General features: G+C 38.9%; 15 protein-coding genes and 1 pseudogene. 15 read left to right on the top strand and 1 reads right to left on the bottom strand.

Going from position 1 to position 16,478, the window contains the following annotated elements; genetic code table 11:
- Positions 1 to 3 precede the first annotated feature (3 nt).
- The 5 genes from CFK37_RS05945 to rsmI all read left to right on the top strand — a co-directional run bounded on the left by CFK37_RS05945 (position 4) and on the right by rsmI (position 3,151).
- Complete coding sequence (locus tag CFK37_RS05945; RefSeq protein WP_089060990.1) at positions 4 to 831, top strand: PSP1 domain-containing protein; 828 nt, start codon at positions 4 to 6, stop codon at positions 829 to 831.
- Positions 832 to 847: 16 nt separating this feature from the next.
- Complete coding sequence (yabA, locus tag CFK37_RS05940) at positions 848 to 1,192, top strand: DNA replication initiation control protein YabA (RefSeq protein ID WP_089060989.1); 345 nt, start codon at positions 848 to 850, stop codon at positions 1,190 to 1,192.
- A gap of 82 nt (positions 1,193 to 1,274) precedes the next feature.
- On the top strand, positions 1,275 to 2,021 hold the full coding sequence (locus tag CFK37_RS05935; RefSeq protein ID WP_089060988.1) for a tRNA1(Val) (adenine(37)-N6)-methyltransferase: 747 nt from the start codon (positions 1,275 to 1,277) through the stop codon (positions 2,019 to 2,021).
- Positions 2,008 to 2,301, top strand: a complete 294-nt coding sequence (locus CFK37_RS05930) for a GIY-YIG nuclease family protein (RefSeq protein WP_089060987.1) — start codon at positions 2,008 to 2,010, stop codon at positions 2,299 to 2,301. Before CFK37_RS05935 ends, CFK37_RS05930 begins: the two co-directional genes overlap by 14 nt.
- The gene (gene rsmI / locus CFK37_RS05925) at positions 2,279 to 3,151 is read left to right on the top strand and encodes a 16S rRNA (cytidine(1402)-2'-O)-methyltransferase (protein WP_089060986.1); all 873 of its coding nucleotides are present in this window, start codon (positions 2,279 to 2,281) and stop codon (positions 3,149 to 3,151) included. The genes CFK37_RS05930 and rsmI overlap by 23 nt, the downstream gene beginning before the upstream one ends.
- 684 nt (positions 3,152 to 3,835) lie before the next feature.
- Here the strand turns inward: rsmI and CFK37_RS05920 are convergent.
- On the bottom strand, positions 3,836 to 4,114 hold the full coding sequence (locus CFK37_RS05920; RefSeq protein WP_089060985.1) for a transition state genes transcriptional regulator AbrB: 279 nt from the start codon (positions 4,112 to 4,114) through the stop codon (positions 3,836 to 3,838).
- A gap of 379 nt (positions 4,115 to 4,493) precedes the next feature.
- On the opposite strand from CFK37_RS05920, the gene metG reads away from it, so the two are divergent.
- The 10 genes and pseudogenes from metG to CFK37_RS05870 all read left to right on the top strand — a co-directional run bounded on the left by metG (position 4,494) and on the right by CFK37_RS05870 (position 16,283).
- Positions 4,494 to 6,452 (top strand): methionine--tRNA ligase, encoded by a 1,959-nt coding sequence (metG, locus tag CFK37_RS05915; RefSeq protein WP_089060984.1) that lies wholly within the window; start codon positions 4,494 to 4,496, stop codon positions 6,450 to 6,452.
- A 60-nt stretch (positions 6,453 to 6,512) separates the two neighbouring features.
- Positions 6,513 to 7,210 (top strand): annotated as a pseudogene (locus CFK37_RS05910) (TatD family hydrolase); the annotation flags it as partial.
- 309 nt (positions 7,211 to 7,519) lie between these two features.
- Positions 7,520 to 8,749, top strand: coding sequence for a resuscitation-promoting factor (locus CFK37_RS05905; RefSeq protein ID WP_089060983.1), 1,230 nt, complete (start codon positions 7,520 to 7,522; stop codon positions 8,747 to 8,749).
- Positions 8,750 to 8,819: 70 nt separating this feature from the next.
- Positions 8,820 to 9,386, top strand: a complete 567-nt coding sequence (gene rnmV, locus CFK37_RS05900; RefSeq protein WP_089060982.1) for a ribonuclease M5 — start codon at positions 8,820 to 8,822, stop codon at positions 9,384 to 9,386.
- Positions 9,376 to 10,257 carry a 16S rRNA (adenine(1518)-N(6)/adenine(1519)-N(6))-dimethyltransferase RsmA gene (gene rsmA / locus CFK37_RS05895; RefSeq protein WP_089060981.1) on the top strand — a complete coding sequence of 294 codons (882 nt, stop codon included), beginning with the start codon at positions 9,376 to 9,378 and terminating at the stop codon, positions 10,255 to 10,257. Before rnmV ends, rsmA begins: the two co-directional genes overlap by 11 nt.
- Positions 10,258 to 10,740: 483 nt before the next feature.
- Positions 10,741 to 11,610, top strand: coding sequence for a sporulation peptidase YabG (gene yabG / locus CFK37_RS05890; protein WP_089060980.1), 870 nt, complete (start codon positions 10,741 to 10,743; stop codon positions 11,608 to 11,610).
- 260 nt (positions 11,611 to 11,870) lie between these two features.
- Entirely contained in the window at positions 11,871 to 12,134 is a 264-nt protein-coding gene (gene veg / locus CFK37_RS05885) for a biofilm formation stimulator Veg (protein WP_089060979.1), read from the top strand.
- Between the two features lie 224 nt (positions 12,135 to 12,358).
- The gene (locus CFK37_RS05880) at positions 12,359 to 12,541 is read left to right on the top strand and encodes a small, acid-soluble spore protein, alpha/beta type (protein ID WP_089060978.1); all 183 of its coding nucleotides are present in this window, start codon (positions 12,359 to 12,361) and stop codon (positions 12,539 to 12,541) included.
- 160 nt (positions 12,542 to 12,701) lie between these two features.
- The gene (locus tag CFK37_RS05875; protein ID WP_089060977.1) at positions 12,702 to 14,363 is read left to right on the top strand and encodes a peptide ABC transporter substrate-binding protein; all 1,662 of its coding nucleotides are present in this window, start codon (positions 12,702 to 12,704) and stop codon (positions 14,361 to 14,363) included.
- A 258-nt stretch (positions 14,364 to 14,621) separates the two neighbouring features.
- A complete protein-coding gene (locus CFK37_RS05870) occupies positions 14,622 to 16,283 on the top strand; it encodes a peptide ABC transporter substrate-binding protein (protein ID WP_089060976.1) in 1,662 nt (553 codons plus the stop codon).
- The last annotated feature ends 195 nt before the right edge of the window (positions 16,284 to 16,478 follow it).

Below are 16,478 nucleotides of genomic sequence, written 5' to 3'. Positions count from 1 at the left end.
TAATTGATCGAAGTTATTGGTGTCCGTTTTAAAAAGGCGGGTAAAATATATTACTTCGACCCGGGAGATCACGATATAACCTTAGATGGCTATGTCATCGTGGAAACGGTTCGAGGTATCGAGTTTGGCAAGGTTGTTATCACAAGCAAACATGTGGACGAAGAGGATGTTGTTCTTCCACTTAAAAAAGTCATTCGTCTGGCAGATGAAAAGGATAAAATGACAGTAGTTGAAAATCAACAACAATCTGAAACTGCATTTCAAACATGTGCGGATAAGATTATTGAACATAAATTAGATATGAATCTAGTAGAGGTAGAATATACATTTGACCGAAATAAAATTATCTTTTACTTTACTGCTGATGGACGGGTAGATTTTCGTAATTTGGTAAAGGATTTGGCAGCTTTATTTAAAACAAGAATAGAACTGCGTCAAATTGGTGTCCGTGATGAGGCAAAAATGCTTGGGGGAATCGGTCCATGCGGGCGTATGCTTTGCTGTTCAACATTTTTAGGCGATTTTGAACCAGTTTCTATTAAAATGGCCAAAGACCAGAATTTATCCCTGAACCCAGCAAAAATTTCTGGGTTATGTGGTCGATTGATGTGCTGCTTGAAATATGAAAATGATGAATACGAAACGGCAAAACGCAAACTTCCCGATTTATATGAAAAGGTAACAACACCATTTGGCAGGGGAAAAGTAGTAGGGATGAACATCCTTGAACGCGTTGTCCAAATCGAACTTCCTGAAAAAGAGCGGGTAATCGAGTATACATTAGATGAGTTAATCGATGAAGGAATAATTAAAGCGCAAGCCACAGAATAGTGGGGTGAATGGTGGCGTGAATAGGCGAGAAGTGTTTGAACAGGTATCCGATATGGAAAAGCGAATAGGCGAACTTTATGAGCAGCTTGGTGATTTAAAGGATCATCTAGGGAATTTGCTCGAAGAAAATCATCGATTAGCAATGGAAAACCATCATCTACGCAATCGCTTAGAGGAAAATGAAACTAGCGATGAAGAAAAAAGGAATGACCAGGCCACTAATGAAATACCTGGTGAAGGGTATGATAACTTAGCAAGGCTTTATGAAGAAGGTTTTCATATCTGCAATGTTCACTTTGGAAGTCCAAGACAGGATGAAGATTGTCTATTTTGTTTGTTATTTTTAAATAAGAATAAATAAGTTAATCAACCAGCTGTCTCGTTGTCTTAATTTAGGACAAGTAGGGACAGCTTTTCTATACATATGGGAAGGGATTTAAGGAATGGTACAATTATTTGACGATGAACGACTTGATTATTTATTAATAGAAGATGATTTACAAATTATCCAAAGTCCAACTGTTTTCTCTTTTTCGCTTGATGCTGTACTGCTTGCACATTTTACTTTTGTTCCTGTTAAAAAGGGACAACTATTGGATTTGTGCAGTGGAAATGGCGTTGTTCCCCTGCTGTTGTCTAGAAGGTCGCGTGCACATATAACCGGTGTAGAGATTCAGAAGCGGCTTTATGATATGGCTACACGCAGTCTGCAGTTGAATAATCTGCATGATCAAATCACGATGATTCACGGAGATTTAACTAATATGCACGCAGAACTTGGACATAGCAAATTTGATGTTGTAACATGCAACCCACCATATTTTAAAACCCCGGCGACCACTGAACATAATAAAAATGACCATTTAACTATTGCACGCCACGAAGTATATTGTACCTTAGAAGATGTTGTGAAGGCATGCAAGCTCCATGTACGCCCAGGTGGTAAAGTATCAATGGTTCACCGCCCCGGCAGGCTTGTTGACATTCTTACACTGTTTCGTAAATATAAACTTGAACCGAAACGAATGCGGCTTGTGTACCCTAAAAAAGGCCGTGATGCAAATACGTTATTAGTAGAAGGTGTACGGGATGGTAAAACTGATCTTACCATTTTACCCCCATTATATATTTATAATGATGACAATTCGTATACGGCAGAAGCTGAGGAAATTATATATGGGAAAAAATGACCATGTCGTTTATATGTTAAAATGCAATGATTCGACTTTGTATACAGGCTATACAAATGATTTATCAAAGAGATTGCATATGCATGAGTCGGGAAAAGGGGCAAAGTATACACGCGGTCGAGGTCCTTTTCGGGTAGAATATATTCAACGGTTTCCAACAAAAGAAGAAGCTTTAAAGAAAGAATATGCCATTAAACAGCTTTCGAAAAGGAAAAAAGAACACTTAATTTCCACGTATAAACAGGGGGTGCGTCAAGATGAAAACACAAAAGAGCTTTGAATCAACGGAAAAGGGGACAGTATATATAGTGCCAACGCCTATTGGGAATTTGGAAGATATCACCTTCAGGGCATTGAAAGTGATGGAATCAGCATCCTTGATAGCAGCTGAAGACACACGTAATACGAAAAAACTTTTGACTCACTTTGATATCCACACTCAATTGATTAGCTACCATGATCATAATAAGGAATCACGTGGCGAACAGCTGTTGGAACGATTGGAAGCAGGTGATTCAATTGCATTTGTAAGTGATGCGGGTATGCCCGGCATTTCTGATCCAGGCTATGAAATGGTACAAGCAGCAGTCAAAGCGGATATTCCAGTAGTAGTTTTGCCAGGGGCTAATGCAGCGGTATGCGCACTCATCGGTTCTGGTTTAGCAACGGATGAATTTTTATTTTATGGCTTTTTGCCAAGAAAAAAGAAGGACAGGCTAAAGGAGTTAGAACGGTTAAAACCAATGCGGCCAAGTTTGTTATTCTATGAATCGCCCTATCGATTAAAGGAGACGGTATCAGCTATTTATGAACAGCTTGGTGATCGGCAAATCACCCTTGCCAGGGAGCTAACGAAGCGGTTTGAGGAGTATATTCGTGGTACTGTTAGTGAAATAATGGAATGGACTAAGCAAACAGAACTAAAAGGTGAGTTTTGCGTTGTTGTGGAAGGTAATAAGGAAGATTCTATTTCAACAGAAGAGTTATGGTGGAGCCACTTATCAGTAGTAGAGCATGTGAATTATTATATGGAAAATGAAAGTAATCCGAGTAAGGATGCTATTAAAAAAGTTGCAACAGAGCGGCAAATGCCAAAGCGGGAAGTTTACCAGCAATATCATATTGAATAGACCGCAGTTGATATAAACTGCGACGTATTCTAATAATCATGTTTGGTGGTCCAACGACCGCTACGGAAAAACACTGCGCTTTCCGTGGGCAGCTGCTGAGCCTCCTCGAGCTTACGCTCTCCGGGGTCTCATCTAGGCTTCTGCTCCCACAGGAGTCTCCGTGTTTTTCCTTCGCTAGGTTTGAGTGCTACTATAATGTCATAAACGATTTCCTCATTCTTCAATAATTATAACTGCGAGCAGTAGTCGCCCCCTAGATGATAGGCATAGGTGGGACCCCGAAAGCATAAGAAGGGTACTGAAAAAGTGGTGGATTTTAAAAATTTAGTTTTTCACCTTTACCTAGCATCTTGAATATACGGAGACTCCTGCGGGAAGTGAGAGATCGGCGAGACCCCGGAGGACGGCAGTCCGAGGAGGCTCGTCACTCGCCCGCGGAAAGCGCAGTATATTCAAGATGCAATGATAGATTCACCTATTTGTGTATTATCTATACCTTTTTCAGTGCCCTCAGCGTAAGCTCGAGGAGGCCATGAAAGCGCAGTGTTTTTTAAGCAGCGGTGACTTATACTCCTATAGTTACGTCGTAGTTTATATATTTTGTGTCAAAAACAACGAAAATGGCCATAAAAAAAGGACTGATAAACCTGATCAGTCCTTCCTAACTAGATAGGAATATGTCTGTTATAAGCTTAAACGATTTTGTATTTCTTTGACTAATTCTTTTGCGCCATCAGGACTAAGAATTAATTTACCATTTGCTAATGATAAATTTTCATCGGAGGTTTCACCAGTGATATGGCATGCCATGCTTGGTTTGTATTTTTTGAATAAGATCTTGTCATTATCGACATAAATTTCCAATGGATCTTTTTCATTGATATCAAGTGTTTTTCTAAGTTCCTTCGGGATAACTACTCGACCAAGTTCATCGACCTTGCGGACAATACCGGTTGATTTCATGTTCTTTCTCCCTTCACGAAGAATAAAAAAGATTTTATATTCGTCAATATTCGACATACTTCTATGCATTATAGTACCAACGTTTTCCATAAGTGTCAATTGCTATTTAGTAAAAATAGAAATAAATGTGAAAACTTGTTTTCAGCAAAATAATTATTAATGATTTTGCACTTAAAGAAAACCATAAAGATTTAAAGGACTTAAGTATAAAAAATCTAAGGATTCACCAATTAGCTTTTTGGCGATAATCCAAGGTTTTTAAAGCAATATATATGATATCGGTTAACCGATATGGAAATCTTATGATAAAATCGCTACAATAGAATTAGTTTTAAAATCGAAACGTGAGGAAATGCAGCAGAAAAGAGGAGGTAGTTCCATGGTAAATGAAAAAAAGACATTTTATATTACAACACCAATCTATTACCCAAGTGGTAAATTACATATTGGCCACGCATACTCAACGGTTGCTGGCGATGCAATAGCACGGTATAAGCGGATGCGCGGATATGATGTGATGTACTTAACCGGTACAGATGAACATGGACAGAAAATCCAGCGTAAAGCAGAAGAAAAAGGTGTATCCCCTAAGGAATATGTCGATGACATTGTAGCAGGTATTCAGGGACTTTGGAAAAAGCTTAAAGTGACAAATGATGATTTTATTCGCACGACGGAAGAGCGCCATAAGCAAATTGTTGAGAAAATCTTTACACGGCTGCTCGAGCAGGGCGATATTTATTTAGATCAATATGAAGGCTGGTATTGTACATCGTGTGAAGCTTTTTTCACCGAACGCCAGTTAGAAAATGGGCATTGCCCCGATTGTGGACATTCAGTAGAAAAGGTAAAAGAAGAATCATATTTCTTTAAAATGAGTAAATATGTTGATCGATTGGTACAGTATTATGACGAACATCCTGAATTTATTCAGCCGGAGAGCCGCAAAAATGAAATGCTTAATAATTTTATCAAACCTGGTCTTGAAGATTTGGCGGTTTCACGGACGTCCTTTGACTGGGGTATCAAGGTGCCAAGTGACCCAAAACATGTAATATACGTGTGGATTGATGCATTGAGCAATTATATAACGGCACTAGGATATGGAACAGATCATGATGAGAAGTTCCAAAAATATTGGCCAGCAGACGTGCATCTGATGAGTAAAGAAATTGTCCGATTCCATACCATTTATTGGCCAATAATGTTAATGGCTTTAGATCTGCCATTACCGAAAAAGATTTTTGCCCATGGCTGGATTCTTATGAAGGATGGAAAGATGTCGAAATCAAAGGGAAATGTTGTCGATCCAATCCAGTTGATTGATCGTTATGGACTGGATGCCCTGCGCTATTATTTGCTGCGTGAAGTTCCGTTTGGTTCAGATGGTGTCTTTACACCTGAAGGGTTTGTGCAACGAACCAACTACGACCTGGCAAATGATTTAGGAAACTTGCTGAACCGGACGGTTGCAATGATCGACAAGTATTTTGATGGGGAAATACCAGCATATAAAAAGTCTGAAACAGATACTGATGAGAACCTGGAGAATTTTGTAGAAGAAACGATAAGTCAAGTGGAGAGTTCTCTTGAAAACATGCAATTTTCTGTGGCGCTTGCTGAGTTATGGAAGCTGATAAGTCGAACCAACAAGTATATTGATGAGACGGAGCCATGGATTTTGGCAAAAGATGATGCCAAAAAAGAACGCCTTGGTAATGTGATGGCACATTTAGTCGATTCACTCCGTATTATAGGGGTTATGCTGAAACCATTTTTAACAGAATCCCCCAACGAGATTTTCCGCCAAATTGGTGTTTCTGATGATCGGCTTAAAGAATGGGACAGCATAAATAAACTTGGTCAAATTACAGAAGGATCTCATGTTACGAAGGGCGATCCAATTTTTCCACGATTAGATGTGGAGGAAGAAGTGCAAACCATTAAAGCAATGATGCAAAATCCGACAGAACAAAAGGAAAGACCAGAGCCTGAGCAATCTGAAACAAAAGATTTGATCCTCTATGATGATTTTATGAAACTTGATATGCGTGTAGCGGAGGTCATACGGGCTGAAAAAATGAAAAAGGCTGACAAATTGTTAAAATTACAGCTTGATTTAGGTTCAGAAAAACGTCAAGTAGTATCTGGTCTTGCGGAGCATTATAATCCAGAGGATTTAACTGGGAGAAAGGTTATATGTGTGACTAACCTAAAACCAGTAAAATTGCGCGGTGAAATGTCGGAAGGAATGATCCTTTCTGGTGAGGATGCCGATGGAAAACTGGCACTTGCAACAGTAGAACAAACATTACCAAATGGATCAATTGTAAAATAAAATCGATAAAGGTCTGGCTTTAAGAAGTCAGGCTTTTATGTTGAAAAAGGAAGTGATCACATGTTATTTGATACACATGTCCATTTAAATGCACAGCAATTTGAAGAAGACCGGGAAGAAGTTATTAAGCGCGCGTTTGACGCAGGGGTTACGCAAATGGTAGTTGTCGGATTTGACCGGGAGACTATCCCGCTTGCCATTGAAATAGCCGAACAGCATGAAACAATTTATGCCGCGGTTGGCTGGCATCCGGTTGATGCAATTGATATGACAGAGGATGATCTTCGTTGGATAGAGGAGCTAGCGGCACATCCAAAGGTGGTTGCAATCGGTGAAATGGGACTTGATTACCACTGGGATAAGTCACCAAAGGATGTTCAGAAAGAAGTGTTTAGAAAGCAGATTAAGCTGGCAAAAAAGGTGAACATGCCAATCATCATTCATAACCGTGAAGCAACAGAAGATATTATTGCTATTTTACAAGAGGAGGATGCAAAAGAGATTGGCGGTATCATGCATTGTTATAACGATACGGTTGATTACCTGCAGGTGTGTCTAGATATGAACTTCTACATCTCACTTGGGGGACCGGTGACGTTTAAAAATGCAACCGATCCAAAAGAAGTTGCGGTTGAAGTCCCGCTTGATCGCCTATTGGTCGAAACGGATGCCCCCTTCCTTGCCCCGCATCCCAATCGGGGAAGCGAAATGAACCAAGTTATGTAACATTAGTAGCAGAAAAGATAGCGGAATTACGACAGATGCCTGTTGAGGAATTAAGCAATATTACCACGGAAAATGCACGCAGATTTTTTCAAATTGGTTAAGGATCTGTAATAAAACTAGTTTACCTTAGAAGGCGGGCTCTGGATGCCCGTCTTTTTTTAATTACTGAAAGTCACTGGAATCCTATACATCAAGGGAATTATAGATAAACTGGAGCACAAAATATTACAGGGTTATTATTTGTAACCCAATTGTAAAGAAACCGTAACCCTATATACTTTGACTTAGAATATAACTGTTTATATAATCATAGTCGACTCGACACAGGGGGAGGCAAAAGCATGAAGACCATTTCATCTAAAATGAAGCTGGTTGTTTCAAGTATTGGTGTTTTAGCACTTGTTATTTTTTCTAGTTTACTCATACTGGAAACTGCAAATGCTGAAGTTACTGTGATAAACGACGGAGAAAAAGAAACAGTAAAGACACAGGCGAATACGGTAAATGAGCTTCTTAAAGAAGTAGGTATAGTGGTTGGTCAGCATGATAAAATTTCACATACAAGCGATACGGAAATAACAGACGGCATGAAGATTACATACAAAGACTCAACACATGTAACCGTTGCAATTAACGGTCAGGAAAAAGAATATTATACATTTGCTGATACAATCGGCGAGTTTTTACAGGAAAATCATTTATCGTCCTCGCATGATGATGTATCACATAAACCTGACGAAAAAATAACGGAAGGTTTGACCTTATCAATTGACAAAGCATTCCAAGTAGCAGTGAATGATGGCGGCAATAAGCAGAAGCTCTGGTATACCGGTGGGACAGTACAGCAATTATTAAAATCTAATCATATTTCATTAAACAAACCGGATAGAATGAACGTTGACCTGAACGATCAGGTTTCTGCGAATACACCGATTAAGATTATTCGAGTAAAAAAGGCGGAAGATGTTGTCAAAGAGCCACTTGCATTTAAAACGGAGCGAAAAGAAGACAGTTCGCTTGCTAAAGGTGAGGAGCGGATTATTTCTGAAGGAGAAAATGGAACAGTAGTTAAAACCTACGAAGTAACCAAGGAAAATGGTAAGGAAGTTGGCAGGGAATTAATTGCTGAAGAAATAAAAGAAGAAAGCAAAACAAAGGTAATTGCCATTGGTACTAAGGCGCCTGAACAACGGACAGATTTGGCTACATTAGCAAGTACAACGAAAAGTAATACGGCATTAGAAAAACAGCCAGTAGCAAAGCAAGAACAAGAACCAAATGGGCGGGTTTTACACATGACTGCAAGCGCCTATACGGCAAGCTGTTCCGGGTGTTCAGGATTTACAACAACAGGCATTAACCTGCATGCAAATCCTGGTGCAAATGTTATCGCGGTAGACTCTAGTGTCATCCCGCTAGGTACACATGTTTACATTGAGGGATACGGAGAATATGTGGCTGCTGATACAGGTGGAAATATTCACGGGAATCGCATTGATATACATTTTTCAAACAAAAGTGCTGCGATGGCATTTGGCAGACGTAGTGTAAAAGTTACAATTTTAGACTAAAATATGATAATCATGCTCCTGCCGTGATAAAATGGTAGGAGCATTTTATATTGGAATAGAGGAATCCATTTTGAAAATCAAGGAAATTATCGTTGTCGAAGGACGGGATGATACAGTCAAGATTCATCTTGCTGTTGATGCTGATACGATTGAAACAAATGGATCAGCAATAAACCAAACTACATTAAACCAGATACGGCATGCACAGGAAAAACGCGGTGTGATTGTGTTTACTGACCCGGATTATCCTGGCCAACGTATTCGCAGCATTATTAATGAGCATGTACCTGGCTGTAAGCATGCATTTCTAACACGTGAGCATGCACGATCCAAAAATAATAAAGGTAGTATTGGTATAGAACATGCTTCTATTGCATCCATCCAGAAGGCGCTTGGGGAAGTACATGAATTAACCAACCACCATGAAACTGACATTCATAAAAAGGATTTGCTTAATTACGGTTTAATTGGTGGACCAAGAGCAAGCTATAGAAGGGATAAACTGGGTGAAGCACTACAGATAGGGCATACAAATGGAAAACAGCTGCTTAAACGTTTATCCATGTTCCAAATCACGTACAAGGACTTTGAACAAGCTATTCAGCAAGTTCTGCAGGAGGAAAATAATGACCACTAAATATATTGCAACACCAACACGAACTAAGGAAATATTGACTAAATATAAATTTTTCTTTAAAAAAAGTTTAGGACAAAACTTTATTATTGACGCAAATGTATTGGAAAATATTATTGATCGTGCAGGAATAGATAAACAGTCGGGCGTGATTGAGATCGGTCCAGGAATTGGAGCTTTAACAGAACAACTGGGGATTCATGCAAAAAACGTACTAGCATTTGAAATAGATCAACGATTATTCCCTATATTAGAAGATACATTGGTGCAGTACGACAATATTAAACTCATTCATCAGGATATTTTACAAGCAGACGTACATGCGTCCATAGAGGATAGTTTCAGTCCTGATCAGGACGTTCATATTGTAGCAAATTTACCTTATTACATTACAACCCCTATTTTGACCAAATTGCTTCAGGAAAAACTTCCCGTAGACAGTATTACGGTTATGATTCAAAAAGAGGTTGCAGAGCGCATGGCGGCAAAACCGAGCACAAAAAGCTATGGATCGCTTACCATTGCTATTCAATACTATACGACAGCTCAGGTTGTCATGCACGTGCCTAAACGTGTGTTTATGCCGCAGCCCAATGTAGATTCAGCAGTACTTAAATTAACTTTACGTGACGAGCCACCTGTATATGTTGCTGATGAGAGCTACTTCTTTTCGATGGTTCAAGCATGCTTTAGTCAACGCAGAAAGACCTTGCGGAACAATTTAACAAGCTATTTAAAAAACGCATATGATAAAGAAACCATTTCAACAATGCTTGCGGAAATCGGTATTGATGGAATGAGGCGCGGTGAATCATTGACCATGGACGAGTTTGCTAAATTGGCAAATTCCTTTTATCAAGCAGGGCGGAATTAAGACACAAGCTGTTACTTTCATTGGATTGAAGGTAATGGCTTTTTTATTATTTTCTATTTAGGATTGGATCCCTTGATTGGCCGATACCGAGTGCGAAACCCATGCACTCTACGGTCCCTTGCTTATGCGTCTGTTTCTAATCAGTCGCCTTCGCTTTTCTTGTCTAGCTGCGTGGGCTAGCAACTCGAGACATAAGCAATAGACACTCCGAGCACAAAAGACCATGTGCTCTACGGTCTTTTGCTTATGCTTGTCGTTGCTGAGCAAGCCCACTTCGCTTTTCTATGTCTAGCTGCGGCTCCTAGAAGCTGCCGTCATAAGCAATGAACACTCCGAGTGCGAACCCCATGCACTCTACGGTCCCTTGCTTATACGTCCGCTTCTAACCAGTCGCCTTCGCTTTTCTATGCACATACCTAGTTTTTTTACATAGGTTATGGGTATAGGAAAGCTTTCGAAGCTTGGAGGCTGTGAGGTGGCTTAATGGACTTGATTACAGGTGATATCGTTTCCCGAATTTCGTATAAACATGATTTACTATTTCGTATTTCTTCTATATCCAAGGACCATGCTACGTTACATGGAAAGGATCTGCGGCTGGAAGTGGACGCACCGCTCAGTGATCTTGTTCTTGTGGAGGAAAGGGATTTAGTTAAAAAGAGTAAAAAGGAAAAGGAACAGGAAGAGTTTTCATACCGTTTATTTCGGCAGGATTACCAATTTATGAAAGAAAAGCGGGATTACCAGGCAACAGATGGCTATCATCATGAAGCATCCTATTTTCATTTACCCGCAAAAGTATTGCATATTGATGGGGATCAGAATTATTTGAGGAAGTGTATTGAACTCTATCAAAGAATTGGCTTACATGTACATGGAGTTTATCTAAATGAAAAGGATATGCCTTTGGAAATTGGAGCACTGGTAGAAAAAATCCAGCCGGATATCATTGTCATCACTGGTCATGACTCTTTTTCCAGAAATAAAGGAACAAAAAGTGATTTACGTGCTTATCGTCATTCTAAATATTTTGTAGAAACTGTCAGAGAGGCAAGACGGATTGTTCCTCAATTAGATCAGCTCATTATCTTTGCCGGTGCATGCCAATCTCATTTTGAATCACTTATCCGTGCCGGTGCTAATTACGCCAGTTCACCTTCCCGCATTAATATCCATGCTTTAGATCCTGTCTATATAGCAGCTAAAATAGCATACACACCTTTTATGGAAAAGGTGAGCGTTTGGGATGTACTGCGTAATACACTGACTGGTGAAAAAGGGATGGGTGGTATTGAAACACGTGGATTATTACGCACTGGAATGCCATATTTGGAGGACTCATCTGATGAGTAAAAGCAGTGGGTAGATTTTTCTGGTTCCCTCAGAAAGTCTGCCTCTCTGTACTTGTCATTCGTAACACAAAATACGTAATTTTTGGGTATCAATTTAACTATTTTCATTTTCTATACATATTTTATCATTTTTTTGTAATAATAACAGCAAAACGTGAATTTAGTTGTTGACATGAAAAAAGATATATTGTTATAATATAAAGTTTTACTTGACTGCTAATACAAGCACGTGCTATAATAAATGAAGTGAGGTGGAGTGTATTGGCTAAGACATTAATAGAAATTAAGCAGGGTCTTGAAGGCCACATTGGTAAACGATTAAAATTGAAAGCCAACGGTGGAAGAAGAAAAACAATTGAACGTTGCGGAGTTCTTGCAGAAACCTATCCTTCCGTATTCATTGTTGAGCTTGATCAAGACGAAAACGCATTCGAACGTGTTTCATACAGCTATGCAGACGTTTTAACAGAAACGGTTGAACTAAGCTTCCAAGACGACAGAACTACAGCTATGATGATGGAGTAGTAAACACCTGTTTACTGCTTCTATTTTTATAATGTCCAAGATAATCTCGGTTTTAAGAACCGGGGTTTTTTTAATACTTTTCTTTATACTTTTCCTATTTGCTTGAACCTATTCCATAAAATATTTCCTTTTTTGTATACATATGACTGGTGTATGTTTTAAATAAGCACATAAACTAATGGTGTCGTAACAAGGAAGCTCAAGTAGAAAGGGGTTGTTCTTTCATGGGAAGACGACGAAGCATGATGTCTGATCAATTGAAAGAAGAAATTGCTAAAGAGTTAGGCTTTTACGACACCGTACAGCAGGATGGCTGGGGCGGTATTAAAGCAAGAGATGCAGGGAACATGGTGAAACGAGCAATTGAAATGGCCGAGCAAGGCATGCAGCAAAAAGACAGACCCTAATGGGTTTGTCTTTTCCTTAAACTTTTTTACATTTATCTAGGTATTTATACTCATTTTTGTAATCAAAATGTTAAAATTGCTGAAAAAATGATAGAAAAATACTATAATTGTTAATTGCAGGTAAAAAGCAAAACTTACAAAAAAGGGGAGTTACCACATCATGAAATTTTCGAAATTTTCACTGCTGCTAACAGGTCTATTGCTTGTAACTGTATTGGCAGCATGTTCGTACAGTGATAGCAGCAAAGAATCAACTGGAGGTTCAGAAGGAGGCGGAAGTGGTGAACAGGTATTTAACCTATCAATTGCTGACACAATTCCTACCATGGACTCATCGCTCGCAACAGATGAATATGCATTTCAGTTTTTAAATGCAACCAAGGAAGGTCTTTATCGTTTAGGTGAAGATGCTGAAATTGTTGAAGGTATAGCAAAAGATCATAAAGTAAGTGATGATGCGTTAACATGGACATTCAATCTTCGTGAAGATGCAAAATGGTCAAACGGGGACTCTGTAACCGCACATGACTTTGTTTATGCGTGGCGCCGTGCTGTAAACCCTGATACCGGATCAGAATACGGTCCTTACATGATGGGCGGAGTTATTAAAAATGCCACAGCGATAAGTGCGGGCAAAATGCCAGTAGAAAAACTAGGTGTCAAAGCAAAAGATGATTATACATTAGTGGTTACACTTGAGAAACCAATACCTTACTTTGAATCGCTAACTACATTCGGAACATTTTATCCGTTAAACCAAAAGTTTGTTGAAGAGCAAGGAGATAAATATGCAACAAGCTCTGAAACAATGCTTGCTAATGGACCGTTTAAACTAATGAATTGGACTAGTACCGCAAGCTCGTGGAATCTAAAGAAAAACGAAAAATATTGGGATGCCGACACAGTTTCCTTGAAAAAACTATCGTATGACGTTATCAAGGATCCGCAAGTTGCGGTTGACTTGTATGAAAAGAATCAGTTGGATCGTGCCGATTTATCAGCTGATTTAGTGGACAAGTATAAGTCAAATGATGATTACACCGTTACGACAGAACCAGGGATATTCTTCCTGAAGTTTAATCAAACAACAACAAAAGCACTAGCGAATGAAAATATTCGTAAAGCTATCAGTCGTGCATTTAATAAACAAGCACTAGTGGATGAGATATTAAATAATGGATCCATTGTAGCAAATGGTCTTATACCGAAAAACTTCGCAAAAATGCCTGAATCCGGTAAGGATTTCCGGGAAGTCAGCGGAGATTTAGTAACGTATGACGTAGAGGCTGCTCAAAAGTATTGGAAAAAGGGCCTTGAAGAAATTGGAAAAGATAAAGTAGAACTTGAACTATTAGCTGGTGATACCGAATCAGCAAAGAATATGAACGTATATCTTGCAAACCAATTAGAAACAAATTTGAAAGGCTTAAAGGTCACATTGAAACAAGTTCCTTTTGAACAACGTCTGGAATTGGATTCAAGCATGAACTATGAACTTGAAGTTTCTGGATGGTCACCAGACTATCTAGATCCATACACATTCTTAAACTTATGGATTACTGACAGTGGAAACAATATGATGGGCTATTCAAACCCAGAATATGATGCATTGCTCGAAAAAAGTGCAAATGAGTTAGCGTTAAAACCGAAAAAACGCTACCAGACATTCCTGGAAGCAGAAAAATTATTGTTTGAGGATGCAGCAATTGCTCCAATTTACCAAAGTGCACGGGCACAATTGATTTCGCCTAAAATGGATGGAGTCATTCCAAACCCGTTTGGCGCGAAATACGAATATAAATGGGCCTCTGTAGCGAAATAAAACAGGCAAAAGCTGATGACACCACTTAAAGCTGTCATCAGCTTTTATTTTAATTTATTTTAGGACTTTCGTCTTGTTTTAAAGTTAACTGGTTCTTTTTATTCATTTTAAACGGTGAAAAGGTACTTATAGAAGGCGCTTACATATTAGAAGTGAAAAAATACCTGCAAGAACGTTCTAAAAATTGTATAATTTTAATTGCGCATTTTTTCTATCAGGATATTTTACAATATCAATAAAAAGGGGAGTTAATTAAACATGAAACTTACGAAGTTTTCAATGTTGATTTTAATGGGTTTATTGTTAAGCGTTTTCATGGTTGCTTGTTCGAGTGATGATACAAGCTCAGACACAAGCAAAAGCAGTACAAGCAGCGATGAAAAACAAGTACTAAATTTAACCAATGGGGATACTATTCCATCGATGGATTCTTCACTTGCCGCTGACGAATATGGTTTTCAATTTTTAGGTGCAACAACAGAAGGCCTTTATCGTTTAGGTAAGGATGCCAAAATTGTTGATGGTATTGCAACTGATCATAAAGTAAGTGATGATGCCCTGACATGGACGTTTACACTTCGGGAAGATGCAGTTTGGTCAAATGGGGACCCGGTAACTGCACATGACTTCGTTTATGCATGGCAAAGGGCCATTAATCCAGATACAGGTTCCGAGTATGGACCATATATGATGAACGGTGTGATTAAAAATGCAACCGCAATCAATAATGGCGAAATGCCTGTTGAAAAATTGGGTGTTAAAGCGAAGGATGATTTTACCTTAGTCGTAACACTTGAAAAGCCAATTCCATATTTTGAGTCATTAATGACGTTCGGTACCTTCTTACCACTGAATCAAAAGTTTGTGGAATCCAAAGGTGATAAATATGGTACAAGTTCTGAAAACTTATTATCGAATGGCCCGTTCAAGTTAACGGATTGGAAAAGTACATCTACATCATGGAAACTTGTAAAAAATGAAGATTACTGGGATGCGGACACAGTTTCTTTAGATAAAATAACCTTTGACGTGGTTAAGGATCCGCAGGTGGCTGTAGACTTATATGAAAAAGGAGAAGTGGATCGTGCTGGCCTTTCCTCCGACCTTGTAGACAGGTATTCAACGCACGAAGATTATACCGTTACACCAGAAACATCTGTTTTCTATTTCAAATTTAACGAGGAAGCGTCTGATGCTTTAGCTAACAAAAATATCCGAAATGCCATTAGCCGTGCATTTGATAAACAAGCCTTAGTGGATGAAGTTTTAAACGATGGCTCAATTGTGGCAAATGGTTTGATTCCTAAAAACTTTGCTTCTATGCCTGAATCAGGAGAAGATTTCCGGGAAGTAAATGGGGATTTAATCACATATGACCCGGAAAAAGCAAAAGAACTTTGGGAAAAAGGTTTGGAGGAAATTGGGAAAGATAAGGTGCAAATTGAATTCTTAGCTGATGATGGCGCATCGGCGAAAAACATGAATGAATATCTTGCTAACCAGCTAGAGACTAATCTTGAAGGGTTAGATATTAAATTAAAGCAAGTTCCATTTGAGCAACGTTTAGATTTAAGTGAAAACATGAATTATGAATTGCAAGTATATGGCTGGGGACCTGATTACCTAGACCCATATACATTCCTAAACATGTATATCACAGGTAGTCAGTATAATAAAATGGGATATTCCAACGAAAAATACGATAAGTTAATGAAGAAAAGTGCAACTGATTACGTAACTGATCCTGCCAAACGCTATAATGCGTTTTTAGAAGCAGAAAAAGTTCTGATGGATGACGCTGCAATTGCACCTATCTATCAAAGTGCACGTGCACAATTGATTAAACCTTATGTTAAAGGTGTAATCAGTAACCCATTTGGTCCAACGTATGAATGGAAATGGGCTTCAATAGAGAAATAAATATGTTTAAAGGACTCATGACAGTGAACTGTCATGAGTTTTTTGCTGCATTGGGCGGGACCCGGACTGAATTTTATTTGAAGAGGATCGTATTTAGTATGGTTCGATAGTATTTGTAGGGATTCGGCTTGCTGAACAAGCCCACTACGCTTTTCTTAATGTCTAGCTGCGGCTCCTAGAAGCTGCCGTCATAAG

It is taken from the genome of Virgibacillus phasianinus (assembly GCF_002216775.1).
Classification (GTDB): domain Bacteria; phylum Bacillota; class Bacilli; order Bacillales; family Amphibacillaceae; genus Virgibacillus_F; species Virgibacillus_F phasianinus.
This window is presented reverse-complemented; position numbering and strand designations above follow the sequence as displayed.

Excerpts from the sequence above, each read along its gene's own strand:
- CFK37_RS05935 (WP_089060988.1), top strand. The coding sequence starts at position 1,275 with ATGGTACAATTATTTGACGATGAACGACTTGATTATTTATTAATAGAA.
- CFK37_RS05930 (WP_089060987.1), top strand. The coding sequence starts at position 2,008 with ATGGGAAAAAATGACCATGTCGTTTATATGTTAAAATGCAATGATTCG.
- rsmI (WP_089060986.1), top strand. The coding sequence starts at position 2,279 with ATGAAAACACAAAAGAGCTTTGAATCAACGGAAAAGGGGACAGTATAT.
- CFK37_RS05920 (WP_089060985.1), bottom strand. The coding sequence starts at position 4,114 with ATGAAATCAACCGGTATTGTCCGCAAGGTCGATGAACTTGGTCGAGTA.
- metG (WP_089060984.1), top strand. The coding sequence starts at position 4,494 with ATGGTAAATGAAAAAAAGACATTTTATATTACAACACCAATCTATTAC.
- CFK37_RS05905 (WP_089060983.1), top strand. The coding sequence starts at position 7,520 with ATGAAGACCATTTCATCTAAAATGAAGCTGGTTGTTTCAAGTATTGGT.
- rsmA (WP_089060981.1), top strand. The coding sequence starts at position 9,376 with ATGACCACTAAATATATTGCAACACCAACACGAACTAAGGAAATATTG.
- yabG (WP_089060980.1), top strand. The coding sequence starts at position 10,741 with ATGGACTTGATTACAGGTGATATCGTTTCCCGAATTTCGTATAAACAT.
- CFK37_RS05880 (WP_089060978.1), top strand. The coding sequence starts at position 12,359 with ATGGGAAGACGACGAAGCATGATGTCTGATCAATTGAAAGAAGAAATT.
- CFK37_RS05875 (WP_089060977.1), top strand. The coding sequence starts at position 12,702 with ATGAAATTTTCGAAATTTTCACTGCTGCTAACAGGTCTATTGCTTGTA.
- CFK37_RS05870 (WP_089060976.1), top strand. The coding sequence starts at position 14,622 with ATGAAACTTACGAAGTTTTCAATGTTGATTTTAATGGGTTTATTGTTA.